The organism is Micromonospora sp. SD19, from assembly GCF_054462275.1.
The window spans coordinates 207,710-233,336 of sequence record NZ_JBTLMN010000003.1; the positions used below are offsets into that span (position 1 = coordinate 207,710).

At 72.7% G+C, this 25,627-nt stretch carries 23 protein-coding genes; 17 read left to right on the forward strand and 6 right to left on the reverse strand.

Annotated elements, in window-relative coordinates:
- Window positions 1-70: 70 nt before the first annotated feature.
- Genes ACX27O_RS13425 through ACX27O_RS13445 form a run of 5 tightly spaced genes read right to left on the reverse strand, consistent with a single transcriptional unit; the run spans window position 71 to window position 5,209 of the window.
- Entirely contained in the window at window positions 71-2,848 is a 2,778-nt protein-coding gene (locus ACX27O_RS13425) for an FtsX-like permease family protein (protein WP_458939512.1), read from the reverse strand.
- Complete coding sequence (locus ACX27O_RS13430) at window positions 2,845-3,579, reverse strand: ABC transporter ATP-binding protein (RefSeq protein WP_030337612.1); 735 nt, start codon at window positions 3,577-3,579, stop codon at window positions 2,845-2,847. The genes ACX27O_RS13425 and ACX27O_RS13430 overlap by 4 nt, the downstream gene beginning before the upstream one ends.
- A gap of 13 nt (window positions 3,580-3,592) precedes the next feature.
- Window positions 3,593-4,195 (reverse strand): PadR family transcriptional regulator, encoded by a 603-nt coding sequence (locus ACX27O_RS13435; RefSeq protein ID WP_030337611.1) that lies wholly within the window; start codon window positions 4,193-4,195, stop codon window positions 3,593-3,595.
- Window positions 4,196-4,247: 52 nt separating this feature from the next.
- Entirely contained in the window at window positions 4,248-4,685 is a 438-nt protein-coding gene (locus ACX27O_RS13440) for a ferritin-like domain-containing protein (RefSeq protein WP_030337610.1), read from the reverse strand.
- Window positions 4,682-5,209 (reverse strand): hypothetical protein, encoded by a 528-nt coding sequence (locus ACX27O_RS13445; protein WP_458939513.1) that lies wholly within the window; start codon window positions 5,207-5,209, stop codon window positions 4,682-4,684. Before ACX27O_RS13445 ends, ACX27O_RS13440 begins: the two co-directional genes overlap by 4 nt.
- Before the next feature lie 154 nt (window positions 5,210-5,363).
- On the opposite strand from ACX27O_RS13445, the gene rimP reads away from it, so the two are divergent.
- From rimP to ACX27O_RS13530, 17 genes are all read left to right on the forward strand, one after another.
- Window positions 5,364-6,053, forward strand: a complete 690-nt coding sequence (gene rimP / locus ACX27O_RS13450; protein WP_458939514.1) for a ribosome maturation factor RimP — start codon at window positions 5,364-5,366, stop codon at window positions 6,051-6,053.
- A complete protein-coding gene (gene nusA / locus ACX27O_RS13455; protein WP_030337606.1) occupies window positions 6,050-7,093 on the forward strand; it encodes a transcription termination factor NusA in 1,044 nt (347 codons plus the stop codon). The genes rimP and nusA overlap by 4 nt, the downstream gene beginning before the upstream one ends.
- Window positions 7,094-7,109: 16 nt before the next feature.
- On the forward strand, window positions 7,110-7,442 hold the full coding sequence (locus ACX27O_RS13460) for a YlxR family protein (protein ID WP_081884157.1): 333 nt from the start codon (window positions 7,110-7,112) through the stop codon (window positions 7,440-7,442).
- Window positions 7,443-7,535: 93 nt separating this feature from the next.
- A complete protein-coding gene (gene infB, locus ACX27O_RS13465; protein WP_030337605.1) occupies window positions 7,536-10,559 on the forward strand; it encodes a translation initiation factor IF-2 in 3,024 nt (1,007 codons plus the stop codon).
- A gap of 90 nt (window positions 10,560-10,649) precedes the next feature.
- A complete protein-coding gene (locus ACX27O_RS13470) occupies window positions 10,650-10,946 on the forward strand; it encodes a DUF503 domain-containing protein (protein ID WP_030337604.1) in 297 nt (98 codons plus the stop codon).
- Between the two features lie 126 nt (window positions 10,947-11,072).
- Window positions 11,073-11,573: a 30S ribosome-binding factor RbfA gene (gene rbfA, locus ACX27O_RS13475; protein WP_279516978.1), complete on the forward strand. Its 501-nt coding sequence runs from the start codon at window positions 11,073-11,075 to the stop codon at window positions 11,571-11,573.
- Window positions 11,570-12,619 carry a DHH family phosphoesterase gene (locus ACX27O_RS13480; protein ID WP_030337601.1) on the forward strand — a complete coding sequence of 350 codons (1,050 nt, stop codon included), beginning with the start codon at window positions 11,570-11,572 and terminating at the stop codon, window positions 12,617-12,619. The genes rbfA and ACX27O_RS13480 overlap by 4 nt, the downstream gene beginning before the upstream one ends.
- Before the next feature lie 99 nt (window positions 12,620-12,718).
- A complete protein-coding gene (locus ACX27O_RS13485) occupies window positions 12,719-13,126 on the forward strand; it encodes a hypothetical protein (protein ID WP_030337600.1) in 408 nt (135 codons plus the stop codon).
- Window positions 13,126-13,335, forward strand: a complete 210-nt coding sequence (locus ACX27O_RS13490) for a DUF6186 family protein (protein WP_030337599.1) — start codon at window positions 13,126-13,128, stop codon at window positions 13,333-13,335. The genes ACX27O_RS13485 and ACX27O_RS13490 overlap by 1 nt, the downstream gene beginning before the upstream one ends.
- A gap of 730 nt (window positions 13,336-14,065) precedes the next feature.
- Window positions 14,066-15,391: an MATE family efflux transporter gene (locus tag ACX27O_RS13495; protein ID WP_458939515.1), complete on the forward strand. Its 1,326-nt coding sequence runs from the start codon at window positions 14,066-14,068 to the stop codon at window positions 15,389-15,391.
- A gap of 62 nt (window positions 15,392-15,453) precedes the next feature.
- Window positions 15,454-16,356: a tRNA pseudouridine(55) synthase TruB gene (gene truB, locus ACX27O_RS13500; RefSeq protein WP_458939664.1), complete on the forward strand. Its 903-nt coding sequence runs from the start codon at window positions 15,454-15,456 to the stop codon at window positions 16,354-16,356.
- A 74-nt stretch (window positions 16,357-16,430) separates the two neighbouring features.
- Window positions 16,431-17,360 (forward strand): bifunctional riboflavin kinase/FAD synthetase, encoded by a 930-nt coding sequence (locus ACX27O_RS13505; RefSeq protein ID WP_030337595.1) that lies wholly within the window; start codon window positions 16,431-16,433, stop codon window positions 17,358-17,360.
- A 199-nt stretch (window positions 17,361-17,559) separates the two neighbouring features.
- Window positions 17,560-17,829 carry a 30S ribosomal protein S15 gene (gene rpsO, locus ACX27O_RS13510; protein WP_030337594.1) on the forward strand — a complete coding sequence of 90 codons (270 nt, stop codon included), beginning with the start codon at window positions 17,560-17,562 and terminating at the stop codon, window positions 17,827-17,829.
- Window positions 17,830-18,055: 226 nt separating this feature from the next.
- The gene (locus ACX27O_RS13515; RefSeq protein ID WP_030337593.1) at window positions 18,056-20,440 is read left to right on the forward strand and encodes a polyribonucleotide nucleotidyltransferase; all 2,385 of its coding nucleotides are present in this window, start codon (window positions 18,056-18,058) and stop codon (window positions 20,438-20,440) included.
- A gap of 47 nt (window positions 20,441-20,487) precedes the next feature.
- The gene (locus ACX27O_RS13520; RefSeq protein WP_030337592.1) at window positions 20,488-21,885 is read left to right on the forward strand and encodes a M16 family metallopeptidase; all 1,398 of its coding nucleotides are present in this window, start codon (window positions 20,488-20,490) and stop codon (window positions 21,883-21,885) included.
- A 95-nt stretch (window positions 21,886-21,980) separates the two neighbouring features.
- Window positions 21,981-22,733: a 4-hydroxy-tetrahydrodipicolinate reductase gene (gene dapB, locus ACX27O_RS13525; protein WP_279516985.1), complete on the forward strand. Its 753-nt coding sequence runs from the start codon at window positions 21,981-21,983 to the stop codon at window positions 22,731-22,733.
- Window positions 22,734-22,814: 81 nt separating this feature from the next.
- Window positions 22,815-23,285, forward strand: a complete 471-nt coding sequence (locus ACX27O_RS13530) for a GNAT family N-acetyltransferase (RefSeq protein ID WP_357633909.1) — start codon at window positions 22,815-22,817, stop codon at window positions 23,283-23,285.
- A gap of 220 nt (window positions 23,286-23,505) precedes the next feature.
- On the opposite strand, the gene ACX27O_RS13535 is transcribed toward ACX27O_RS13530, so the two are convergent.
- Entirely contained in the window at window positions 23,506-25,611 is a 2,106-nt protein-coding gene (locus ACX27O_RS13535) for an amylo-alpha-1,6-glucosidase (protein ID WP_458939516.1), read from the reverse strand.
- Between the last annotated feature and the right edge of the window lie 16 nt (window positions 25,612-25,627).

Below are 25,627 nucleotides of genomic sequence, written 5' to 3' on the forward strand. Positions count from 1 at the left end.
GATCAGTCTGCCGGCTGCCCGGCCCCGACGGCACCCCTGAGCGGTCCCCTTTCGATCGCCGGCGGATCAGTCAGTCCAGCCGCCGCTCGATCGGCAGTCGGGCCCTGGTGAACAGGCCCGCCCCGAGCATCGCCACCACCGGCACCAGCACCAGGATCCCGAGCGCGGGCCACGGCACCAGGAAGGGGTACGGGTCGGACACCGGCCAGTCGGTGGCGTACTGCCGGTTCACCGAGACCAGCACGATAGCGGCGGTGCCGAGGCCGGCCACGATGCCGAGCACCGACCCGAGACCGGCGATGACCCCGGCCTGGCAGATCGCCAGCAGCCGGCGTACCGCCGGGGCCGCGCCGACGGCCGCGAGGGTGGTCAGCTCGGCGCGCCCCTCGGCGGCGGCGAGCGCGGTGGCGATCCCCGCCGCCCCCACGGTGATCAACCCGGCCGCGGCCGCGAGCAGGAGAAGCAACGGTGAGACGTCGCGTGGCGCGCCGCCGTACTCCACCATCAGCGAGAACGTCCCGAAGGGCCGTATGGCGGCGGTGAACCGTGCCTGTTGCTCCTCGTCGGGCGGGGTCGTGGTGCCGATCACCCAGCCGGTCGGAGACCAGGTCAGGTCGAGTTGCCGGGCGGCGGCGGCGGAGAGCAGCAGACGGGGCTGGCCGGTCGCCCGGGGCAGCGCGTACCCCGGAAGGTCGCGGACCGTGATCGGACGGTTTGGCTCGCCCCCCACGTCGCCGACCCGGACGGTCACCAGTCCGTCGTGCAGGTAGCGCGGGTCGGTCACCACCACGCCACCGGCGCGCAGGACGGCCGTGGCGGCGGCGGTCGTCGCCGGGTCCACGCCGGTGAGCAGGGGGAGCGCGGTCCCGTCGTCGACTCCGGTTTCCACGTAGCCGCCGAAGTAGTCCGCCTCGCGGATCTGGCAGCGGGGGTCGGCGCGGGCCTGCTGGCGCTGCGCCGCGGGGAGTTGGACGCCGGGCTGCCAGGGGCAGGCCCGGGTCAGCGGAAGCACTGGTGTGACATCGCAGTAGCCGGTGGGCCCTGCCCCGCAGGCCGGTGTCTGCACCTGGGCGACCGCGCCGACGCCGAACTGGGTGCGGGCCGCGTCGGTGATCTGGGCCAGCGTGGGCTGCCCGGCCGATCCGATCGGGTTGACCATCACGTGGCCGGTCGGCAGCGCCGGCCGGTAGGCGCGCGCGTCGCGGGCGACGTCGCTGGCGAGGTATCCGCCGAGGGCGACGCTGCTGGCGACGGCGGCCATCACGGCGCAGATGGCAGGTGCCGCGGCGGCCCGGTTGCGGCTGGCGTCGCGCAGCGCGATCCGTGGTGCCAGCGGCAACACCCGGCCCAGGCGGGCGAGCGCCCCGAGCAGCGTGGGCGTGCAGCAGACCAGGCCCAACTCGCCGAGAATCAGCCCGGTGAGAACCACCGCCGGGGACGTCTGGGTGGCCCCGAACGCCGCCAGCCCCGCCCCGCCGACCACCAGCGTCAGTCCGAGAACCAACCACCGGCCCTGGGATTTCGCCGGGGTGCGTCGCCCGGCGAGCCCGGCGCTGACGTCCTGCCGGGCGGCGGTCCAGGCCGGCGCCAGCGCGGCGAGCACCCCGGCCAGCACCGCGACACCACCGAGCAGGACCAGCGCGCTCGGCCAGCAGCGGTAGCCACCGAAACGGGCGCTGAAGACGTACTGCTCCATCAGCGGGCGACCGGCGAACGCCGCGCCGACGCCGACCAGCAGGCCGGCAGCGGCCCCCAGCACGCCCAGCACCACACCGTCGGCCAGGACGACCCGGCGGAGTTGGGCGGCGTCCCCACCCGCCACCGCGACCAGCGCCAGATCCCGCCGGCGGCGACGGACGCCGACGGCGAAGGCCGGCCCGACCAGCAGGACGACCTCCAGCAGCCCGAGGCCGGCGATCAGGACGCCGGTGCTCAGGTCGTTGGGGTCGCTTCCCACGATCGACCCGAACCAGGTCCGGTCCGCTCCGGTCGTCGGGGCGATCCAGTGTCGCGCGGTGACCACCACCCCACGGTCGTTGAGCCGGGACACCAGCGCCGCGTCGACGGTGCCCGGCACGTCCGCCAACCAGACACCGTCCGGCTCCGGACCGGTCGACGGCACGGCCCCCGGATGCAGCGCCACCACCGGCCCGAGGTCGTCGGGGAACTCGACCACCCCCACCACTGTGTACGCCCTGCTCCCGTCGGCGGCGGCCACGGCGCGGCCGAGGCGCAGGTCCAGCCGGCGCAGCGCCACCGGACTGACAGCGACCTCACCGGCCTGCTGCGGCGCCCGGCCGGCCCGGAACCGCACCAGCCCACGGGCTAGCGGATCGGCGAGGTCCAGCACCCGACCGTTCACGACCTCGTCGCGGTGCGGGCCGCGCAGTGTCAGCGGAACGCGCTGACGAACCTCGGTGACCCGGCTGCCCGGCCCGAGCAGCTCGGTCAGCTGGGCCGCGGTCACCTTGGCGGGGAGCTCGCCGTCGCGGGTGTACCAGCCCTCACCCCACTCGTCCTGCCCCACCGGGGCGTTGGCGATCCACTGCAGCTGCGCGTCGGCCACGCCGAGGCGGCGGTCGACGCGTTCCTGTGGAGTCAGCTCGGCCATGTCGTAACTGGCGGCCAGGAAGGCCAGCGCCGCGACCGGCATGGCGATCATCGCGAGCACCAGGATGGTCCGCCGTCGGGACCGGCGTGACTCCCGCCGGGCGATCCGCAGCGCCGCCCGCCAGGAGCCGGTCAGCTCGGCGAACCGCCGTCGGCCGACCGGGGCGGGCGGCGCGACCGGCTGCCGTGACGCGCTGTCGGCCCGACCGGGGGCCCGTGGCAGGCGGCGGATGGTCACCGTTCGCTGCCGGACAGCAACTGCTCGACGCTGCCCAGCGGCGCCGTGGTGTCGACGAGGACGCCGTCGCGGAGGAACACCACCCGGTCGGCCCAGCCGGCGTGCCGCGCCTCGTGGGTGACCAGCACTCCGGCGGCACCCGCGTCGATCCGGCGGCGCAGCAGGTGCAGCACCGCCTCACCGGTCTGCGAGTCCAACGCCCCGGTGGGCTCGTCGGCGAGGACCAGCCGGCGTTCGCCCACCAGCGCGCGGGCGATCGCCACCCGCTGCTGCTGCCCGCCGGAGAGTTGGTCCGGGAAGCGGTCGCCCAACGCGGGCAGGCCCACCTCGGTGAGCGCAGTCATGGCCAGTGCGCGGGCCCGACGCCCGCTGGTTCCGTCGAGTTCCAGCGGGAGCGCCACGTTCTCCAGCGCGCTGAGGCTGCCCAGCAGGTTGAGCTGCTGGAAGATGTAGCCGATCCGGCGGCGACGCAGCTGGGCCAGCCCGCGGCGGTCCAGTGCCCCCAGCGGTTGCCCCTCCACCCGGACCTCGCCGCCGGTCGGGCGGTCCAACCCACCGGCGAGAGCCAGCAGGGTCGACTTGCCGGAGCCGGAGGGGCCCATCACGGCGACCAGCTCGCCGGGCCGAACGACAAGGCTGACGCCGCGCAGCGCGTGCACCGCCGCCGGCCCGGTGCCGTGGGTGCGGTGGACGGCGCGTAGCTCCAGCACCGCGTCGTCCGCCCCGCTCACCGTCGTGCCCCGGTCACCGTCGTGCCTCCTCGCCGGCCCATCGAGCAGCGTCCCGCGCGTCGGCGTCACCGGGCGGGGGAGCGGGAGGCGCCGGGCCGCTGGGCTGGTGCCGGACCAGACTGGTCTCGCAGTGGTCCAGCCAGCGCACCTCGGCCTCGGCCTGGAACACCATCGAGTCCAGTACGAGGCGCCAGGGGAGGTCCTCCGGCCGGTTGCTGCCGTACTTCAACCGGGTCAACTCCTGCAGGGCCCGCATCGTCGCGCTGCGCTGGGCCTGCACCACCGAGCGGACGTCGACCCCGGGCGTGGTCAGCGCCAACGCCAGCTTGATCGCCAGCTCGTCGCGGGGTCGGTCGGTGCGGCTGATCGGGGTGGCGAACCACAGCGCCAGGTCCGCGCGGCCGGCGTCGGTGATCTCGTACGGGCGCTGCCCGGCCTCGCTCTCCGGCAGCGGGCGTACCAGACCGTCCCGCTCCAGCCGGGACAGCGTGGTGTAGACCTGCCCGATGTTCAGCGGCCAGGTCGAGCCGGTCGACTCCTCGAACGCGGCGCGCAGCTGGTAGCCGTACATCTGGCCGCGTTCGAGCAGGGCGAGCAACCCGTGACGGATGGACATGGCAACGGAGTATGCATACCTGGTATGCGTACTGCAACCGGAGCGGACCGGTTCAGGTCGGTCGTCCGGGAAACGGGACAGTCAGCGGGGTCAGCCCGGCCGTCTTCCGCCACCGGGTGGCCCGCACGGCGTACTCGACCAGGGCGGCCAGTGCCTGGTCCCGATCGGCGCCGGTGGTGGACGCCAGGGCGGCCCGCCAGTGCGCGGCGGTGCGCTCCTCCACCTCGGCGGCGAGCCGCAGGGCGCTGGCCCGGTCGGTGACGGGGAACGGCAGCGCGTAACCGGCGCGGTCCGGCGGGACGACGCCACCGGCCGTGGTGAGCTGCACTACCAGCGCGTCGCGTCGGCGGCGGTGCGCCGCCTCCGCCTGGCGTGCCGCGTCCCGCGCCGCTCCGCTGAGCCGGACGCCGATCCGTCCGTAGGCGTAGATGGCCGCGTACTCGGCGGACAGCGCGGAGGCGAGCGCCTCCCCGGCGGACGGCTGCCTCACTTCAGTGCCTCCTGGTGGGTGGCCCGGGCGGCGACGATCGACCCGAGCAGTGCGGCCCGTTCCGCGGGCGCCGCCGCGCAGGCCGCGGTGGCGGACTGCTGGGCGGTCTTCTCCAGCGCCCGCAGGGCGGCCCGCGCGCCGTTCGGGTCGGCCGCCGGGGCGGTGCTCGGGGCGGCGGAGGACGCCGACGGCAGCGTCACGCCGATCACCCGGGCCAGCTCGGTGGCGTGCGCGGTGTGCGTCTCGGCGATCGGGTTGAGCCGGTCGGCCAGCTCGGGATGCGCTGTCGCGCTCGCCCGGTACGCGGCGGCCAGCGCGAGTGACTCGTCCACCATCGGCCGCAGCGGGTCGGGTGGTGGCGTCGGCTCATCGTCACGGTCGAAAAGATCACAGCCGGTCAGCGGCGTCACGGTGCCACCGAGCACCAGCAGCACCCCGGCGCTCAGGAGCTTTCGCCGGGAATGTCCGGATGTTTGGTCGCGCTGTGTCGTTCTGCCGATCCCCACCGGCCAAGTCAACACCATGCGTGCCCGTCCAGGGGGCACCGGCGTCGGTGCGCCGCCCGGTCCGCCGCCGGGCGGGCGCGTTACGCTCTGCGCAACCACCGGCGTGTCCACTCCGGTGGCGTGCCGGCATGGCGGGACTTCCGGTCCCCGTCGACCAGGGAGAGGTGCGGAGATGACGCAGCGTGGCCGTGCCACCAGGCCGACGGGTCGACCCCGCGACACCGCGGGTCCCCGCGGCGGTGACCTCGCCGCGCGGCGGACCCGACTGCGGGCCGTGATCGAACCGGTGGTCAACGACGCCGGCTACGACCTTGAGGACCTGTCGGTCTCCCGGGCCGGCCGCCGACATGTGGTGCGGGTGCTGGTGGACACCGACGGCGGGATCGACCTGGACGCCGTCGCGGACGTCTCCCGCGCGGTCTCGGCCGCGCTGGACGCCGCCGAGGAGACCGGTGGCGACATCGTCTCCGGCGAGTACCAGCTGGAAGTCAGCTCGCCCGGTGTGGACCGGCCGCTCACCCTGCCCCGCCACTGGCGGCGCAACGTGGGCCGACTGGTCAAGGTCACCGTCCGGGACGCGGCCACGCTGCCCGGCCAGCGTGGCGAACAGCCCGCCGGTGACCGTCAGCTGACCGGCCGGGTGGTCGCTGCCGACGACGAGGGCGTGTACCTGGAGACCGACGGCGGCCGTGCCGCCTGGGCGTACGCCCAGCTGGGCCCCGGCCGCGTGCAGGTCGAGTTCACCCGGCTCGCCGAACTCGGCGAGCCGGACGACGAGATCGACGACGCGGACGATTCCGACGAGATCGACGATTCAGACGACATCGACGACGAAGATGATGTGGAGGACGAGGAGAGGTGAACATCGACCTCGCGGCGCTGCGCGCACTCGAGCGCGAGCGGGAGATCCCGTTCGACACGATTCTCGCGGCGATCGAGACCGCGTTGCTGACCGCCTACCGGCACACCGACGGGGCCGAACCGCACGCCCGGGTGGAGATCGACCGCAAGTCGGGCGCCGCCCTGGTGTACGCGCAGGAGATGGACTCCGACGGCAGCCTGGTACGCGAGTGGGACGACACCCCGCACGACTTCGGCCGGATCGCCGCCATGACCGCCAAGCAGGTGATCCTGCAGCGGTTGCGGGAGGCCACCGACGAGGTGCACTTCGGTGAGTACGTGGGCCGCGAGGGTGACCTGGTGACCGGCGTGGTGCAGGCGCACGAGACGCGTACCGAGAAGGGCATCGTCAGCGTCGACCTCGGCAAGCTGGAGGGCGTGCTGCCGCAGTCCGAGCAGGTGCCCGGTGAGCGGTACGCGCACGGCGAGCGGGTCCGCTGCGTCGTGGTGCACGTCGCCAAGGGCATGCGCGGGCCGCAGATCACCTTGTCCCGGTCGCACCCGGCGCTGGTCAAGAAGCTGTTCGCCCTGGAGGTCCCGGAGATCGCCGACGGCACCGTGGAGATCGGCGCGATCGCCCGTGAGGCGGGCCATCGCACGAAGATCGCCGTCCGCTCCACCACCCCTGGCGTGAACGCCAAGGGCGCCTGTATCGGCCCGATGGGTCAGCGGGTGCGGGCCGTGATGAGTGAGCTGCACGGCGAAAAGATCGACATTATCGACTGGTCGGACGACCCGGCCACCTTCGTCGGCAACGCGCTGTCGCCGGCCAAGGCGTTGCGGGTCGAGGTGGTCGACCTGGCCGGTCGGGCCGCCCGGGTGACAGTTCCCGACTTCCAGCTCTCGCTCGCGATCGGTCGGGAGGGGCAGAATGCCCGACTCGCGGCCCGATTGACCGGTTGGCGGATCGACATCCGCTCCGATGCGGAGCAGTCCCCGCCCGCCGCGCGTGGGGTAACTGATCACGTGCGGGAGCCGGGCGGCGCGATCTCGGGTAGCTAGGGGTAGACTTCCTCCAGTGGTACGACGCGCGCAGCCGGAGCGCACCTGTGTGGGTTGCCGGCAACGTGCGCCGGCCAGCGAATTGCTGCGGATCGTCGCGGTCAGGGACGAGGCTGGTCACAGCCTCCGGCCTGATCCGCTCCGCAGGCTGCCGGGTCGGGGAGCGAACATGCACCCGGATCCGGCCTGCTTCGCGCTGGCGGTGCGGCGCCGCGCCTTCGGGCGTGCGCTGCGCAGCACCGAGGTCCTTGACCACGGTGTGCTGGCAGAGCACGTCGATGCGCCAACCACTACGTCCGGTCAGCCCGACCGGGCGAGGGTCGCTAGCAGGGTAGGACGACCGACATGAGCACACGATGAAGTCCCTGAAATGACCAGGCTTCAAGTGCACGAGTGAGGTCGCTGCGGGTGCTGCCCGCACGACCTCGGAGTGAGGAGTGCAGTGGCAGGCAAGGCCCGCGTACACGAGCTTGCAAAAGAGCTCGGGGTCGAGAGTAAGACCGTTCTCGCCAAGTTGAAGGAAATGGGCGAGTTCGTGAAGTCCGCGTCCAGCACCGTCGAGGCGCCCGTCGCCCGGCGGCTGCGTAACGCATTCGTCGCGTCCGCCGGTGCCCCGGCACCGGCCGCCCCGTCGGCGCCCGCGTCGACGCCGGCTTCAGCCCCGACCCCGACGCCAACCCCGACCCCGGGCGCGCCCCGGGTCTCGGCCAAGCCGATGCCGCCTCGGCGGCCGGCCGCGCCGGCACCCGGTCCGAAGCCCAAGGGTCCGGTGCCCGGTGCGCCGCAGTCGGCGACCCCGGTCGCCAAGCCGGCGAGTGCCCACGACATCGAGGTGGCGGCCGCGGAGGCGCGTGCCGCCGCGCTGAAGGCTGAGCAGGAGGCCGCGGTCAAGGCCGCGCAGGCCGCCCGCCAGCAGCAGCGGGAGAACCCGGTTCGCCGGGAGCCCCCGGCGGACGGTGGCAGCGGTAACCGTCCCGGCCCTCGGCCGGGTCCCGCGGCGATGCCGCCCCGTCCCGGTTCGCCGGCAGCTCGTCCGAGCGCGCCGGCTCCCGGTCCGGGTGCCCGGCCGGGCGGTCGCCCGCCGGCGCGCGGTGCCGGTAACAACCCGTTCGGCATCCAGGGTGGCCAGCAGCAGCGGCCCCCGGCCGCCGGTGCGGGTGGCCCTCGGCCCAACAGCCCGGCGGGCATGCCGCCGCGGCCGAGCCCGAACTCCATGCCGCCGCGGCCCAGCCCGGCGTCCATGCCGAGCCAGCGTCCGGCTGCCGGTCGCCCCGGTCCCGGTGGGGCTGGTCGTCCCGGCGGCGGTGCAGGCCGTCCCGGTGGCGGTGGCGGCGGCTTCCGTGGTGGTCCCGGCGGTGGCGCCGGTGGCGGTGGCGGTTACCGCGGCGGCCCTGGTGGCGGCGCGGGTGCCGGCGGTGGCGGTGGCTACCGTGGCGGTCCCGGTGGCGGCGGCGGTGCTCCCGGTGGCGGTTTCCGTCCGGGTGCTCCGGCTGGCGGCGGCGGTCGTCCGGGTGCCGGTGGTCGTGGCCGTGGCGGCGGTGCCGCGGGTGCCTTCGGGCGTCCGGGTGGCCGGCCGACGCGCGGTCGCAAGTCCAAGAAGCAGCGCAGACAGGAGTTCGACAACCTGTCGGCTCCGACCATGAGCTCGGGTGCTCCCCGGGGTCAGGGTCAGGTCGTCCGGCTCTCCCGTGGCGCCTCGCTGTCGGACTTCGCCGACAAGATCAACGCCAACCCGGGTTCGCTGGTCCAGGAGATGTTCAACCTGGGCGAGATGGTCACCGCGACCCAGTCCTGTTCTGACGACACCCTGCAGCTGCTGGGTGAGCACCTGGGCTTCGACATCCAGATCGTCAGCCCGGAGGACGAGGACCGCGAGCTGCTCGCGCAGTTCAACATCGACCTCGACGCGGAGGTGGCCGAGGAGCGTCTGGTCAGCCGTGCGCCGGTGGTGACCGTCATGGGTCACGTCGACCACGGTAAGACCAAGCTGCTCGACGCCATCCGCAAGGCGAACGTCGTGGCCGGTGAGGCGGGTGGCATCACCCAGCACATCGGTGCCTACCAGGTGCACGTTCCGCACGATGGTGTGGACCGCGCGGTGACCTTCATCGACACCCCGGGTCACGAGGCGTTCACCGCCATGCGTGCCCGTGGTGCCCAGGTGACGGACATCGTGATCCTGGTCGTCGCGGCCGACGACGGCGTGATGCCGCAGACCATCGAGGCGTTGAACCACGCCAAGGCGGCCGACGTGCCGATCGTGGTCGCGGTCAACAAGGTCGACAAGCCGGAGGCCAACCCGGACAAGGTCCGCCAGCAGCTGACCGAGTACGGCCTGGTCGCCGAGGAGTACGGCGGCGAGACCATGTTCGTCAACGTGGCCGCCAAGCCCGGCATCGGCATCGAGGAGCTGCTCGAGGCCGTCCTGCTGACCGCCGACGCGTCGCTGGAGCTGACCGCTCCGATCGACGGGCCGGCGCAGGGTGTGGCCATCGAGGCGCACCTGGACAAGGGCCGCGGTGCGGTGGCGACGGTGCTGGTGCAGAAGGGCACCCTGCGGGCGGGCGACTCGATCGTCGCCGGTGGGGCGCACGGCCGGGTCCGGGCCATGCTCGACGAGAACGGCAACCAGCTCTCCGAGGCTGGGCCGGCGCGTCCGGTCATGGTGCTGGGTCTGACCGCGCCGCCCGGTGCGGGTGACACGTTCCTCGCCGCAGCGGACGACCGCACGGTGCGGCAGATCGCCGAGCAGCGACAGGCACGGCGGCGGGCGGCGGCATTCGCCAACTCCCGTGGTCGGGCCACCCTCGAGACGCTCATGGAGCAGCTCAAGGAGGGCGAGAAGACCTCGCTCAACCTCATCCTCAAGGGCGATGTCTCCGGTTCGGTGGAGGCCCTGGAGGACGCGCTGTTCAACCTCGACATCCCCGAGGAGGTCCAGCTCAAGGTCCTCGACCGGGGCGTCGGCGCGATCACCGAGAGCAACGTCATGCTCGCGAGCGCCTCGTCCGAGCCAGTCACGATCATCGGCTTCAACGTGCGGGCCTCGAACAAGGTCCGTGAGATGGCCGACCGCGAGGGCGTGGAGATCCGGTACTACACCGTCATCTACCAGGCCATCGAGGAGATCGAGGCAGCGCTCAAGGGCCTGCTCAAGCCGGAGTACGAGGAGGCCGAGCTGGGCACCGCGGAGATCCGCGATGTCTTCCGCTCGTCCAAGATCGGCAATATCTCCGGTTGCATCGTCCGGTCGGGCGTCATCCGACGCAACGCGAAGGCTCGACTGCTTCGGGACGGGACGGTCGTGGCGGACAACCTCACGATCACCTCGCTCAAGCGGTTCAAGGACGACGCCACCGAGGTCCGCGAGGGCTTCGAGTGCGGTCTGACCCTGGGTGGTTACAACAACGTCCAGGTCGGCGACGTCATCGAGACCTTCGAGATGCGGGAGAAGGTTCGCGCCTGATCCGGCAGTGACACGCTGATCAAGGGGTTTACGCCGACCGGCGTAAACCCCTTGATCATGCGGGGCGGGTTGGCGGTATCGTCCGGGGCGATGTTCACCGGAACCGCGGTCTTCGACCTGCTGCTGCCAGGCGACTCCAGGTCGCTCAAAGCCAAGAGATCATATGTACGGCCGATCGTGGCGGCGCTGCGCCGTTTCGAGGTGTCGGCCGCCGAGGTGGGCGCGCTGGACCTGCATGGTCGAGCGCAGCTCGCGGTGGCCGTGGTGGCCGCCGAGACGACGCACGTCCGTGAGGTGCTGGACTCCTGTGAGCGCCTGGTGGCCGCGCGCCCCGAGGTCGAGTTGCTGTCGGTCCGTCGCCGGCTCTACGGGGCGGACGACGACTGACCATGGTGCCGGCTGTGCCGGGCGACCGGCGCGGCCGCGAAGGTAGTGTTCGAGATGTTGGCCGGTCGGCCGGCGGCCTCCGGGCCGCCGGGTCGACCGGGAGCAGGACGCCGTGGAGGTGGCGAGATGTCTGATCCGGCCAAGGTACGCCGGCACGCGGAACGGGTGCGTGAGCTGGTCGCGTCGGTGGTGCGGAGCCAGATCAAGGACCCGCGGCTCGGGATGATCACCATCACCGACGCCCGGATTACCGCTGACCTGCGCGACGCGACGGTCTTCTACACCGTGCTCGGTGACTCGGTGGCCCAGGCGGACACCGCCGCGGCGCTGGAGAGCGCCAAGGGGATGCTGCGCAGCACTGTCGGCAAGGCGCTCGGGCTGCGCCACTCGCCGACCCTCACCTTCGTCCTCGACGACGTGCAGGACCAGGTCAAGCACATCGACGACCTGCTCGCCGCCGCCCGTAACGCCGATGCCGAGGTGCAGCGGCTCGCCGCCCAGGCGAAGTACGCGGGCGAAGCCCAGCCGTACCGGGTGGACGACGACACGGACGAGGCCGACGAGACGGACGAGGCCGACGAGGCCACCGACGTCAAGGATTCCCCGCGGGGTGGGGAAACGCGGTGACCAGCACCGCCGACGCCCCGCTCGCCGGGGCTACCGGGCTCGGCCCCGCCGAGGCGGACTGGGCCGCGGCCGAGGCGTTGCTGCGGGCTCTCCCGCCGACCGGCCGTACGCTGCTGATCTGCCACGTCAACCCGGACGGCGACGCGCTGGGCAGCATGCTCGGCTTCGGTCTGGGCCTGCGGCAGTTCGGCGTACGCGACGTCCAGGCGACCTTCCCCGGGCCGCCGGAGGTGCCGGAGCCGTTCCGTGGGCTGCCCGGTCTGGATCTGCTGGTCCCGGCGGACGCCGCCGACCCGGCGCCCGATCTGGTGATCTGCTTCGACGCGGCGAGCGTGTCGCGCCTCGGCGACCTGGCCGGGCGGTTGTCGACGGCGGGTGCGGCGCTGGTGCTCGACCACCATGCCTCGAACCCCGGTTTCGGCACGGTCAACCTGGTCGATCCGAGTGCGGCGGCCACGTCGGTCGTGGCCGAGCAGCTGCTGGCCCGGCTCGGGGTGGTGGTCGATCCGGCCATCGCCGAGTGCCTCTACACGGCGCTGACCACTGACACCGGCTCGTTCCGGTTCGAGGCGACCACGCCGGCGGTGCATCAGATGGCTGCCCGGTTGCTGGCGACCGGCATCTCGCCCGGTGACATCTCCCGCCGGGTCTTCGACACCCGGCCCTTCGGCGCGGTTCGCCTCTTCGGCGAGGTGCTCGGTCGGGCCCGGCTGGAGCCGGCCGCCGCTGCCGGCCGGGGGTTGGTCTGGACCTTCGCCACGCTGGACGACCTGGCCCGGCACGACCAGCGGCCGTACGTGCTGGAGGCGTTGATCGACTCGGTGCGGTGCACCGCCGAGGCGGATGTGAGCTGCGTGGTGAAGCAGACCCGGCCCGCCGAGTGGGCGGTGTCGATGCGCAGCAAGGGCGCGGTGGACGTCAGCCGGGTCGCGGTCGCCCTGGGCGGTGGTGGGCACACGTTCGCGGCCGGGTTCACCGGTCGGGGCAGCGTCGAGCAGGTGGTCGAGTCGATCCGTGCTCAGCTGGACGCGGCACTGATCGGCTGAGGCCGAACTTCGACCGTCGTCGATCGGATCCGGAAGATCAGGGTCAGCTCGGGGAGTGTCGGTCTTCCCGCCCTCCATGTGACCGGGAAGAATTGCGGGATGGAGCAGCCGCACGACCTCACCGTGGAGGCCCCCCGCGCCTGGGACCGGCCCGCCGTCTCCGTTCCCGTTCTCGTCTGCCTGTCGCTCGTCGGTGGCCGGTTCGCGTCCTTCTCCACCGAGGCGAATCTGTTCACCCTCGGCACGGGTGGGGTGCTGATCTGGCTCGGTCTGAGCAACCGGGTGCCGCGCCGGCCGGCACCGCGCCAGCTGGGCGCGGGGGCCGTCTGGTGGGCGGTGCCGGTGGTGGTCTTCGGGGTCTTCGAGGGTGTGACCTTCGTGATGGCTGCCGGCGATGACTTTCCCACCTTCTCCCGGCTGGCCGACCCTCTCCTGGAAGATCATCTGACCCGGTCGGCAGCCTGGTTCGCCTGGTTGGCCGCCTTCTGGGGGCTGGTGCGGCGATGATGCGGGCGATCGCGATCGGCGGGTTCCTCACCGCGCTGGTCCTCTTCGCGGTGGTGGAGTGGATGGCCCGCCGGGAGGGGTCCCGCATCCCCACGTTGGGCGAGGTCTGCGCGTACGTGATGCGGTACGAGGTCGGCTCGGTGCCGGTGGGCCGGATCGGTCTGTTCGGGTTCTGGTGGTGGCTGGGCTGGCACTTTCTGGCCCGCTGAGCTGGGTTGTCGGGTGTCCAGATGGCGGGAACCGTAAGCAGTATGTGGACCTGAACGATAACTTGGGAGAGGGCCTGCGCCGCCTGGCGGTGCAGGTCACGGGCGGTGGTGCCACACCCTGTGCCGCCTCCCTCCAGGGTCGACCGACCCGGGCTCACGTTGCCCAGCCGGCTGCTCCGGTAACCCCGGACCGCCGTGGGGCGCTCAGCACGATCGCCCGTGAGGACCGCCGCGTGCCGGCGGCTCCCGCCCTGGAAGAGGAGCGCCACCATGCCGAACAAGCCCAAGCCCGAGACCACCACCGACGACGCCCGCGAGCAGGCCCGCCGCGCGCTGCAGACGTCGATGGACACCCGTCAGTGAGTCGACCGCACCAGTGGTGATCCCCTCTGCCGACACGGCCGGGGAGGATCCGACGCCTCTTGGTGCGCCTTTGGAGCTGAATCGTCTACGACATCGCAGGACCTGCCCTGTCTGCGACGTCACGGCCTGAGTTGTCTGCGACGTGACCACCCGCTTTGTCTGCGACGTCACGACGTGATTCGTCTGCGACATCAGCTCCAAAGCCTCTGACCCCAGTTACTCGCCCCGGCCGGCCCGACCGCACCCGACCGCACCCGGCCGGCCCGACCGCACCCGGCCGGCCCGACCGCAAACCGGCCGCCCGGCGACCGGGTAAGCCCTGGGCGGGATTGCGATCCTTACTGTCGTCGTGCCAGGATCGGCGGCGATGAGTCAGACCGCCCCCACCGCCCACCGACCCGCCTCGCCGCGCCGGATCGCCGCGCTGGCCCTGCCGGCCCTCGTGGTGCTCGCCGCCGAGCCGTTGTACGTGCTGGTCGACACGGCAGTGGTCGGTCACCTCGGCCGGGTGCCGCTCGCCGCGCTCGCCGTCGGTGGCACGGTCATGACGCTGACCGCCTGGGTCGGCACCGTGGTCGCGTACGGCACCACCGGGCGCGCGGCCCGCCGGTTCGGCGCGGGTGACCGGGCGGCCGCCGTCTCCGAAGGCATCCAGTCGTCCTGGCTGGCGTTCGGTGTCGGTCTGCTGATCGCGGTCGGCATGCAGTTCGGCGGTGGCGCGCTCGCGCGTACCCTCGTCGGTGGTGGTGGCGAGGTGGCCGACGCCGCCGCGCAGTGGCTGCGGATCGCGGCCCTCGGCGCCCCCGGCCTGCTGCTCGCCGCCGCCGGCAACGGCTGGCTGCGCGGCGTGCAGGACACTCGCCGCCCGTTGGTCTTCGTGCTCGGCCCCAACCTGCTCTCCGCGTTGCTCTGCCCGCTGCTGGTCTACCCCGGCGGGCTGGGCCTGGTCGGCTCGGCGGTGGCCAACGTCGTCGCGCAGACGCTCTGCGGGGTGCTCTTCGCCGCCGCCCTGGTCGCTGAGCGGGTGTCGCTGCGACCCCGGCCCCGGGTGATCCGCCAGCAGCTGGTGCTCAGCCGCGACCTGCTGATCCGTGGGCTGGCGTTCCAGGCCAGCTTCCTGTCCGCGACCGCCGTCGCCGCCCGGTTCGGCGCCGCCGCCGTCGGCGCCCACCAGATCGCCCTGCAACTCTGGTTCTTCACCGCGCTGGTGCTCGACGCCCTCGCCATCGCCGCACAGTCCCTGGTCGGCGCCGCGCTCGGCGCCGGCGACGACGCGGGGGCGCGGGCGCTCGCCCGCCGGATCGGGCTGCTCGGCGGCGTCTGCGGCGTGGGCTTCGCGCTGCTCATCGCCGCCGGCGCCGGCATCGTGCCGTCGTGGTTCAGCTCCGATCCGGGGGTACGCGAGCAGGCCGCCGTCGCCTGGCCGTGGTTCGTCGTCATGCTGCCGCTGGCCGGGGTGGTGTTCGCCCTCGACGGCGTGCTGATCGGCGCGGGCGACGTGCGTTACCTGCGCAATCTCACCATCGTGGCGGCGCTCGGCGGCTTCCTGCCGGCCATCTGGCTGGCGTACGCGCTCGATCTCGGGCTGGGCGGCATCTGGGCCGGGCTCACGGTGTTCGTGGTGATCCGGCTGGTCGCCCTGCTGCTGCGGCTGCGCAACGGCGGCTGGGCGGTGACCGGCGCGGTCCGCTGAGCACCCCGCCGGTCGTCCGGGTCACCCGGGGGCCCGCCCACGCACTCTCCGACAGCGGTCATCTGGCAGGCTTGGCCGACGTGAGCACCGATGGTCTGATCGTGGTCGACAAGCCCGGCGGCATGACGTCGCACGACGTGGTGGCGCGGATCCGCCGACTGGCCAGGACCCGACGGGTCGGGCACGGCGGCACCCTCGACCCGACGGCCACCGGGGTGCTGGTGATCGGTGTCGGCCGGGCCACCCGGTTGCTGACGTACGTGATCGGCGCGGGCAAGAGCTACACCGGCACCATCCGGCTCGGCCAGACCACCGTCACCGACGACGCCGAGGGCGACGTGACCGCCACCGTGCCGGCCGGCCACGTCACCGACGACGCGATCCGCTCGGCGCTGGCCGGGCTCAGCGGTGAGGTGGACCAGGTGCCGAGCGCGGTCAGCGCCATCAAGATCGACGGGCAGCGGGCGTACAAGCGGGTCCGCGACGGGGAGAGCGTCGAGCTGCCGGCGCGGCGGGTCACCATCTCCCGGCTGGCGGTGCTGGCGATCCGCCGCACCGAGTCGGACGTGGTGGACGTGGACGTGGACGTGACCTGTTCCTCCGGCACGTACATCCGGGCCATCGCCCGGGACGCGGGCCTGACGCTCGGCGTCGGTGGGCACCTCACGGCGTTGCGGCGCACCGCGGTGGGTGGCTTCACCCTCGCCGAGGCGGCCACCCTCGACGAGTTGGAGCAGCGCGCCCCGGACGTGGTGAACCTGCCCCTGGACGCGGCGGCCGACCGGTTCTTCGCGCGCCGGGAGGCCACGCCCGACGAGGCCCGGGTGCTCGCCCACGGTGGGCCACTGGACCCGGCCGGCCTCACCGGGCCGTACGCCGTGTTCGGGCCGGCCGGCGGCTTGATCGCTATCGTCAGCGAGCGGGACGGCCGGGCTCGGGCGGAGATCGTGCTCGCCCCGGCCTGACCGTGGGCGCAGGTCCGTCGGCCGGCAGCCGGCGGTGTCGACCCGCCGGCGGCGGGACAGCAGAGAGGAACGGCATGCAGCGGTGGCGGGGCTACGACGCGGCGCCCGGCGGGTGGGGACGCTCGGTGGTCACCATCGGCGTCTTCGACGGCGTGCACAAGGGGCACCAGGCGACCATCGGGCACACCGTGGCCCGGGCCCGCGAGCTGGGCGTGCAGTCGGTGGTGGTCACCTTCGACCCGCACCCGGCCGAGGTGGTCCGCCCCGGTTCGCACCCGGCGGTGCTCACCGAGCCGGCCCGCAAGGCCGAGCTGATCGAGGCGCTCGGCGTGGACGTGCTCTGCGTGGTGCCGTTCACCCCGGAGTTCTCCCGGGTGCCGGCCGAACAGTTCGTGCACGACGTCCTGGTCGAGCACCTGCACGCGGCGCTGGTGGTGGTCGGCAGCAACTTCCGCTTCGGGCACCGGGCGGCCGGCGACGTCGCGTTGCTGGAGCAGTTGGGTCGGACGTTCGGCTTCGGCGTGGAGGGCGGCCCGCTGGTCGCCGAGGACGGCACCGTCTTCTCCTCCACGTACATCCGGTCCTGCGTCGACGCTGGCGACGTGGGCGCGGCGGCCGCCGCGCTGGGCCGCCCACACCGCCTGGAGGGGGTCGTGGTCCGCGGCGACCAGCGGGGCCGGGAGCTGGGCTTCCCCACCGCCAACCTGCTCTGCCACCGGTACGCGGCGGTGCCCGCCGACGGGGTGTACGCGGCCCGGCTGATCCGGCGCGGTCAGCGTGAACCGCTGCTCGCGGCGGTCTCGGTGGGCACCAACCCCACCTTCTCCGGCCGGGAGCGGCGGGTGGAGGCGTACGCGCTGGACTTCTCCGGCGACCTGTACGGCGAGCGGCTGGCCCTGGACTTCGTGGCGCACCTGCGTGGTCAGGTCCGGTACGACTCGATCGAGCCGTTGATCGCCCAGATGAACCAGGACGTCGAGCGCACCAGGCGCGCGTTGGCCTGACCGTCGTGGCGTGACGGGCCGCCACCGAGGCCCTTCGCCGGGTGTTACCGGCGAGTGCTGGTAGTCTTGCCGGGACGTCGGGTGACCGGCGTGGGGCCTCGCGTGCCTGCTCGACGCCGCGGGTGCGAGGTACCGGTCCGTTCCCGGTCCATCGGGACGACGGACACCCACTTGATCAACCCATCGAAACAGGGAGAACATGGCGCTCGATCAGGAAGCCAAGGCCAGCATCCGCGCGGAGTACGCGACCGCCGAGGGCGACACCGGTTCGCCGGAGGTTCAGGTCGCGGTCCTCACCAAGCGGATCGCGGAGCTGACCGAGCACCTGAAGGTGCACAAGCACGACCACCACAGCCGCCGTGGGCTGCTGCTGCTGGTCGGCCGGCGCCGTCGGTTGCTCAACTACGTCCAGAAGAAGGACATTGCCCGCTACCGGTCGCTCATCGAGCGGCTCGGTCTGCGCCGGTGACGTGACGGGGGAGTGGCCGGACGGCCGCTCCCCCGTGCCGCGTCCCACCTGAAGAAACACGGGCCGCGCGACCACCCGAGAGGGAGCCGGTCAGCGTACCGGTCTCCGGTAGTGGCCCCCGGGAACCCGGCATCATGCCGACCACCCGGGCGCTTCGATCGAAGACCGGCCGGCTGAGCAGCTCCCCGATGTCGTGGGCCCACGACGCGAAGGAGCACGACAGCACATGACCGAGACCAAACTCGGCACCGAATCCCGCACCGCCGTGATCGACAACGGGTCCTTCGGCACCCGTGAGATCACCTTCTCCACCGGTCGGCTGGCTCGCCAGGCCGCCGGTTCCGTCATCGCCCAGCTGGGCGAGACGGTGGTTCTCTCCGCCACGACCGCCGGTAAGCACCCGAAGGAGCAGTTCGACTTCTTCCCGCTGACCGTCGACGTCGAGGAGCGGATGTACGCCGCGGGCCGCATCCCCGGCTCGTTCTTCCGCCGTGAGGGTCGGCCCAGCGAGGACGCCATCCTCACCTGCCGGCTGATCGACCGGCCGCTGCGCCCGTCCTTCGTCAAGGGCCTGCGCAACGAGGTCCAGGTCGTCGAGACCGTCCTCGCGCTCGACCCGCAGCACCCGTACGACGTCGTGGCGATCAACGCCGCCTCGATGTCGACCAAGCTCTCCGGCCTGCCGTTCTCCGGCCCGATCGGGGCGACCCGCGTCGCCCACATCGACGGCCAGTGGGTCGCCTTCCCGACCCTGGAGGAGCTGGCCCGCGCCACCTTCGACATGGTCGTGGCCGGCCGCACGCTCGACGACGGCGACGTCGCGATCATGATGGTCGAGGCCGAGGCCACCCCGAACGCCGTCGCCCTCATCTCGGCCGGTGCCACCGCCCCGACCGAGGAGATCGTCGCCAGCGGCCTGGAGGCCGCCAAGCCGGCGATCCGTGAGCTGTGCCGCGCGCAGAGCGAGCTGGCCGAGGTCGCCGCCAAGCCGGTCACCGAGTTCCCGGTCTTCCTGGACTACCAGGACGACGTGTACGACGCCGTGGCCGAGCTGGCCCGCGCCGACGTGGCCGAGGCGATCACCATCGCCGGCAAGGCCGACCGTGAGGAAGCCCTGGACCGGGTCAAGGCCCGCGTCGCCGAGGAGCTGGGCGCTCGGTTCGAGGGTCGGGAGAAGGAGCTCAGCGCCGCCTTCCGCTCGCTGACCAAGTCCGAGGTGCGCAACCGCGTGCTGCGCGAGCAGGTCCGCATGGACGGGCGTGGCCCGCGCGACATCCGGGCGCTGACCGCCGAGGTCGGGGTGCTGCCCCGGGTGCACGGTTCGGCGCTGTTCGAGCGGGGCGAGACCCAGATCCTGGGTGTCACCACGCTGAACATGCTCCGGATGGAGCAGATGGTGGACACGCTCTCCCCGGAGAACCGCAAGCGCTACATGCACAACTACAACTTCCCGCCGTACTCGACCGGTGAGACCGGCCGGGTCGGCTCGCCGAAGCGTCGGGAGATCGGCCACGGCGCCCTCGCCGAGCGGGCGCTGATCCCGGTGCTGCCGTCGCGCGAGGAGTTCCCGTACGCCATCCGGCAGGTCTCCGAGGCGCTCGGCTCCAACGGCTCCACCTCGATGGGTTCGGTCTGCGCCTCGACGCTGGGTCTGCTCTCCGCCGGTGTCCCGTTGAAGGCGCCGGTCGCCGGCATCGCGATGGGCCTCATCTCCGACGAGGTGGACGGCAAGACCCAGTACGTGACGCTGACCGACATCCTCGGTGCCGAGGACGCGTTCGGTGACATGGACTTCAAGGTCGCCGGCACCCCGGAGTTCGTCACCGCGCTGCAGCTCGACACCAAGCTCAACGGCATCCCGTCGGACGTGCTCGCCGCCGCGCTTCAGCAGGCGAACGAGGCCCGGCAGGTCATCCTCGGGGTCATGAAGGCGGCGATCGAGGCTCCGGCCGAGATGTCTGACTACGCGCCGCGGGTCACCACCGTCAAGATCCCGGTCGACAAGATCGGCATGGTGATCGGCCCGAAGGGGCAGACCATCAACGCGATCCAGGACGAGACCGGCGCCGAGATCTCCATCGAGGACGACGGCACGATCTACGTCGGCGCCACCAACGGCCCGTCGGCCCAGGCGGCCGTCGACCGGATCAACGGCATCGCCAACCCGACGCTCCCGAAGCAGGGCGAGCGGTTCCTCGGCACGGTGGTCAAGACCGCCGCGTTCGGCGCGTTCATCTCGCTCCTGCCGGGCCGCGACGGCCTGCTGCACATCTCCAAGGTGGGCGACGGCAAGCGGGTCGAGCGGGTCGAGGACTTCCTCAACGTCGGTGACCGGGTCGAGGTCGAGATCGCGGACATCGACGCCCGCGGCAAGATCTACCTGGACAAGGTCCGCCCGGAGGGCACCGAGGCTCCGGCCGCCGGTGAGGCCGCCGCTGGCGACCGGCCGGCTGGTCGGGACCGCGGCGACCGGGCTCCGCGTGACCGCGGTGACCGTGAACGCGGCGGCGACCGTGGCGGGCGTGGCCCGGAGCGCGGCGGCGAGGGCGGTAACGGCGGCGAGGGTGGCGAGGGCGGCGAGCGTCCGCGCCGCCGGACCCGGCACAGCTGATCGTCGTACCTCGCATCACCCACCCCTCGTCGAACCGGGAGCACCACGTGAGTCGGGCCTTCAGCGCGCCGTTTCCACCGGATCGACGGGGGGTGGCTGCGTCTCGGGGCACCGGGGCGGGCCGTTCCGGCGGCACCGCCCGCGCGGTGACCCGGACGCTCAGCGACGACCCGCTGGGCGGCACGGTACGACGTACCGTGCTGCCCAGCGGCCTGCGCGTCCTCACCGAGGCGATTCCGGCGATGCGCAGCGTCTCGTTCGGCATCTGGGTGGCGGTCGGCTCGCGCGACGAGACCGGCCCGCAGGCGGGTGCCGCGCACTTCCTGGAGCACCTGCTCTTCAAGGGCACCCACAAGCGCACCGCACTGGAGATCTCCTCGCAGATCGAAGCGGTGGGCGGTGAGACCAACGCCTTCACCACGAAGGAATACACCTGCTACTACGCGCGGGTGCTGGACGAGGACCTGCCGCTGGCGATCGACGTGATGTGCGACCTGGTCGCCGACTCGTTGTTGGAGCCGGCCGACGTCGAGACCGAGCGCGGCGTGATCCTGGAAGAGATCGCCATGCACGACGACGAGCCGGGCGACGAGGTGCACGACCTCTTCGTCCAGGCCGTCTACGGCGACCACCCGCTGGGCCGGCTCATCTCCGGCACCGCGGAGACCGTCACCCCGATGACCCGCCGGCAGATCCAGAACTTCTACCGGGGGCGTTACACAGCGCCGCAGATCGTCATCGCCGCCGCCGGCAATCTCGACCACGCGGCGGTGGTCAAGCTGGTCCGTCAGGCGGTGCGCGGCACCCCGCTGGACAGCGACCCGGCCAGCCCGGCACCGCACCGCGCGGCGACCCCGGCGGTACGCACCAGGCCGGTGACCACGGTGGTGGAGCCGAAGGAGACCGAGCAGGCGCACGTCATCCTCGGCTGCCCCGGCATCGACCGGCTCGACGATCGCCGGTTCGCCCTCGGGGTGCTCAACAACGTGCTCGGTGGCGGCATGTCGAGCCGCCTGTTCCAGGAGATCCGCGAGCAGCGCGGCCTGGCCTACTCGGTCTACTCCTACGCCAGCCAGTACGCCGACAGCGGCCTGTTCGCCGTCTACGCCGGCTGCGCGCCGGGCAAGGTGGACGAGGTGCTGGCCCTGACCCGCGCCGAGTTGGCCCGGGTGGCCGCCGACGGGTTGACCGAGGCCGAGGTGGCCCGGGGCAAGGGGATGAGCAAGGGCTCGTTCGTGCTCGGCCTGGAGGACACCGGTTCCCGGATGAGCCGGCTGGCGAAGGGTGAGCTGCTCTACGGCGACCTGATGCCCGTCGACGAGCTGCTCCGCCGGGTCGACGAGGTCAGCGTGGAGGACGTCAACGTCCTCGCCGCCGAGTTGCTCAGCCGCCCGATGTCGTTGGCAGTGGTGGGCCCGTTCGGCGCCGGCGACTTCGCGGTCTGAGGGCTGTCGCGGCCCGGTCCGGGGCGCGTCCCGGTCGGTGGAGCCGCCCGGATCCGACGACTGGGGCACGTCCCGATTGGGATAGGTTGTGCCCCGTGACTGACGAGCAGGAGAAGATTCGGGTCGGCGTGTTCGGCGCGCGCGGCCGGATGGGCATCGAGGTCTGCAAGGCCGTCGACGCCGCCGACGACCTCACCCTGACGGCGTCGATCGACCAGGGCGACAGTCGTTCGGCCGTCTCCGCCGCCGAGGTGGTCGTCGACTTCACCACGCCGGACGTCGTGATGGACAACCTCCGGTGGTGCGTCGAGCAGGGCATCAGCGCGGTGGTCGGCACGACCGGCTTCACCGAGCAGCGGTTGGAGCAGGTGCGCGGCTGGCTGGCCGACCGGCCCGAGGTGGGTGTGGTCATCGCCCCGAACTTCGGCATCGGCGCGGTGCTGATGATGCAGTTCGCCGCCCGCGCCGCCCGACACTTCGAGTCCGTCGAGATCATCGAGCAGCACCACCCGCGCAAGCTGGACGCCCCGAGCGGCACCGCCACCCACACCGCCCGGCAGATCGCCCGGGCCCGCGCCGAGGCCGGCCTCGGCCCGGTGCCGGACGCCACCAAGGACGAGGTGCCGGGTGCGCGCGGCGCCGAGATCGACGGGGTACGCGTCCACGCGGTGCGCGCCACCGGCCTGGTCGCCCACCAGGAGGTGCTGTTCGGCGGCACCGGCGAGACGCTGACCATCCGACACGACTCGTACGACCGGGTGTCGTTCATGCCGGGCGTGCTGCTGGCCGTCCGCGCGGTGCGTAACCGCCCCGGCCTCACCGTCGGCCTGGACGCCCTGCTCGACTGACCGCAGATCTTGGACAGTTTCCGTTCTCCCGTGACGGAAACTGTCCAAGATCTCTCTGTCCGGGCCGGGTAGCATCCGCCGATGATCGATAACGCACACCTGGATCGGCTCGGTCGGCGGGTCACACTCCGGCCGGTCGACGACGACAACTGGCGGGCGGTGGCCGACGTCGCCCCGCGCGACGACCAGCGCCGGTTCGTGGCCGCGCTGGGTGCCCGCTACCTGCTGCTCAGCATGCGCTCCGACGTGTGGAACTCCCTGGCCGTGTACGCCGACGAGACCGTCGTCGGCCACGTCATGTGGGGGGTGGACGACGACGGCTCGCACTGGATCGGCGGGATGCTGATCGACGCCGCCGAGCAGGGCCGGGGCGTCGGCCGGGCCACCGTGCAAACCCTGGCCCCCTGGCTGGCGGCCCAGGACGGAAACCCCCCGGTCCGCCTCTCGTACCACCCGGACAACACCCCAGCAGCGGCCCTCTACACCTCCCTGGGCTTCCACCCCACCGGCGCCATGGACGACGATGAGCTGGTCGCCGAACAAGCCCGCTGACCCCCACCCCCGCGATCTTGCACTTTCTGCGGTGGCACAAGGGGCATTCCACGCATCCCGACAAGCGAAACCGCAAGATCGCCGGAGCCGCCCGGTCTGACCCTGTGTCGATCATGGAGTTGTGGTGCCTCGCAGAAGGGGCACACATGGAGCTTTCGCCCATCACAACTCCATGATCGACGGGGTCAGGGCGAGGGCCAGGGCGAGGGCGGGGCGGGGGTTATTGGGGGAGGGGTTGGGTGGTGGGGCGGCGTTGGGTGGGGAGAGGTGGGGTCAGGGGGGTGGGCAGGCCGGTGATGGTGGCTTCGCCGGTGCGGTCGACGGTGACGGTCACCGGAGCGCCGCCCACGCGCAGTCCGTCCACATGCAGCGCGCCGAGTTCGGGCCCGGCCAGCGGTGTCAGCCGGACCGTGCCGGCCGGTACGTCCGGGTAGAGCCCCGTGGCCGCCTGTAGCAGCAGCACCGCACCCGCCGCGGCCCAGGCCTGCGGTCGGCACGCGGCCGGGTACGGCACCGGACGGTTCACCAGTGCCCGGTCGTCGCCGCCGTACAGCTCCGGCATCCGGTAGTCGAACGCCTCGGCCGCGCTGAGCAGTCCGTCGGCCAGGCCGAGGGCGGCGTCGCGGTGCCCGGCGCGGGCCAACCCACCGAGCACGATCGCGGTGTCGTGGGTCCAGATCGAGCCACAGTGGTACGACAGCGGGCTGAAGCCGGCATCGTCGCTGGACATGGTGCGCAGTCCGAACCCGGCGGCCATCGTGTCGGTGGTGAGCAGGTGCGCGACCTGCGCCTCCTCGTCGCGGTCGAGCAGGCCGGTGCCGAGCAGGTGGCCGATGTTGCTGGTCAGCGAGTCGACGGGGCGCTTGTCGCGGTCGAGGGCCAGCGCTGGTTGTGGGCCGTGGCGGCCGTCGACCCAGAAGCTCTTCCGGAACCGGTCGACAAGCGCGGCGGCGTGCTCGCGCCAGCGGTCGGCGCCCGGTCGGCCGAAGGCGTCCAGCAGGGCGGCCCCGTTCACGGCGGCCTCGTGCGCGTACCCCTGCACCTCGGCAAGCACGATCGGCGCGGTGGCCAGGGTTCCGTCGTGGAATCGGACGGCGTCTCCGGAGTCCTTCCACCCCTGGTTCGACAACCCGCGACCGGTGGTGTCGACGTACTCGACCAGGCCGTCACCGTCCGGGTCGGCGTGCTCGCCGAGCCAGCGCAGCGCCGCCTCCAGGTGCGGCAGCAGGGGCTCGATCTGCACGGCGGGCATTCCCCACCGCCACGCGTCGTGCAGCAGGTTGACCCAGAGCATGGTGGCGTCGACGGTGCCGTAGTACGCCGGCGGAAGGTGCAGGCCGTTCTCGGGCAGGGCGAACTCGTGGCGCCGCAGCTCGTGCAGGATCTTGCCGGGGGCCTCGCCGGTCGTCGGGTCGATCCGGGTGCCCTGCCGGCGGGCGAGGACGCGCAGGGTGCCGGCGGCCAGGTCGGTGCCGAGCGGCAGCATCATCCGGGCGGCCCAGAGGCTGTCCCGGCCGAACAGGGTGAGGAACCAGGGCACCCCGGCGCCGAGGAACACGTCCCCCGGGGCGCCGGTCTCGGCCAGCCGGAGGCCCCGCAGGTCGTCGAGGCTGCGGTCGAGCAGCCGGACGAGGCGTCGGTCGTCGGCGCTCACCTCGGGTCGGGACCATTCGGGCTCGCCGGCCGGGCCGACGACGACGGCGCGCGGGTCGTCGACGGCCAACTGCCAGCGCAGCACGGTCTCGCCGCCGGGGGGCAGGTCGACCGGCCAGACCAGCCGGGGAGTGGTGGCCCGCTCGCCGTCGGCGAGCACGTCGGCGCCTGGCGCGGTGACGGTGACGGTGATCCCGGTGCCCGTCCAGGTGAGCGTGCCGGGCTGGCCGGTGCTGGCCGCCAGCGCGTCGGTGGCGCGACCGGACTTGACGACCTCGATGGGGGCGAGGTCGCAGCCGAGGTCGACGGAGACAGTGGCCCGTACGCCAACAGTGGCGGTGGAGCGGATGCGCAGCTCCTCGGTGAGACCGTTGCGGGTGGCCCGGCGGGTCCGGTCGACCCGGACGGTGGGGTCGGGTGTGGGGTCACCGAGCCAGCGGGCCAGGCTCACGAAGTGCGCGCCGTGCGGTCCGACGTCGCCCCGGGTCAGCCCTTCGAGCTCCTGGTCGTCGACAAGCAGCTCGGCGCGGGAGAGCACCCGGGCATCGGCGTGGAAGACGCCCTGGACGCCGGTCGGGCGGATCTGCCCGGTCGCGTCCCCCAGCGCGCTGGTGGGGGCGAAGACCACCCCGACCAACTCGTGCAGGAGGGGTTGCAGCTGGCGTTCGATCACGGTGTGGCTCCAGATC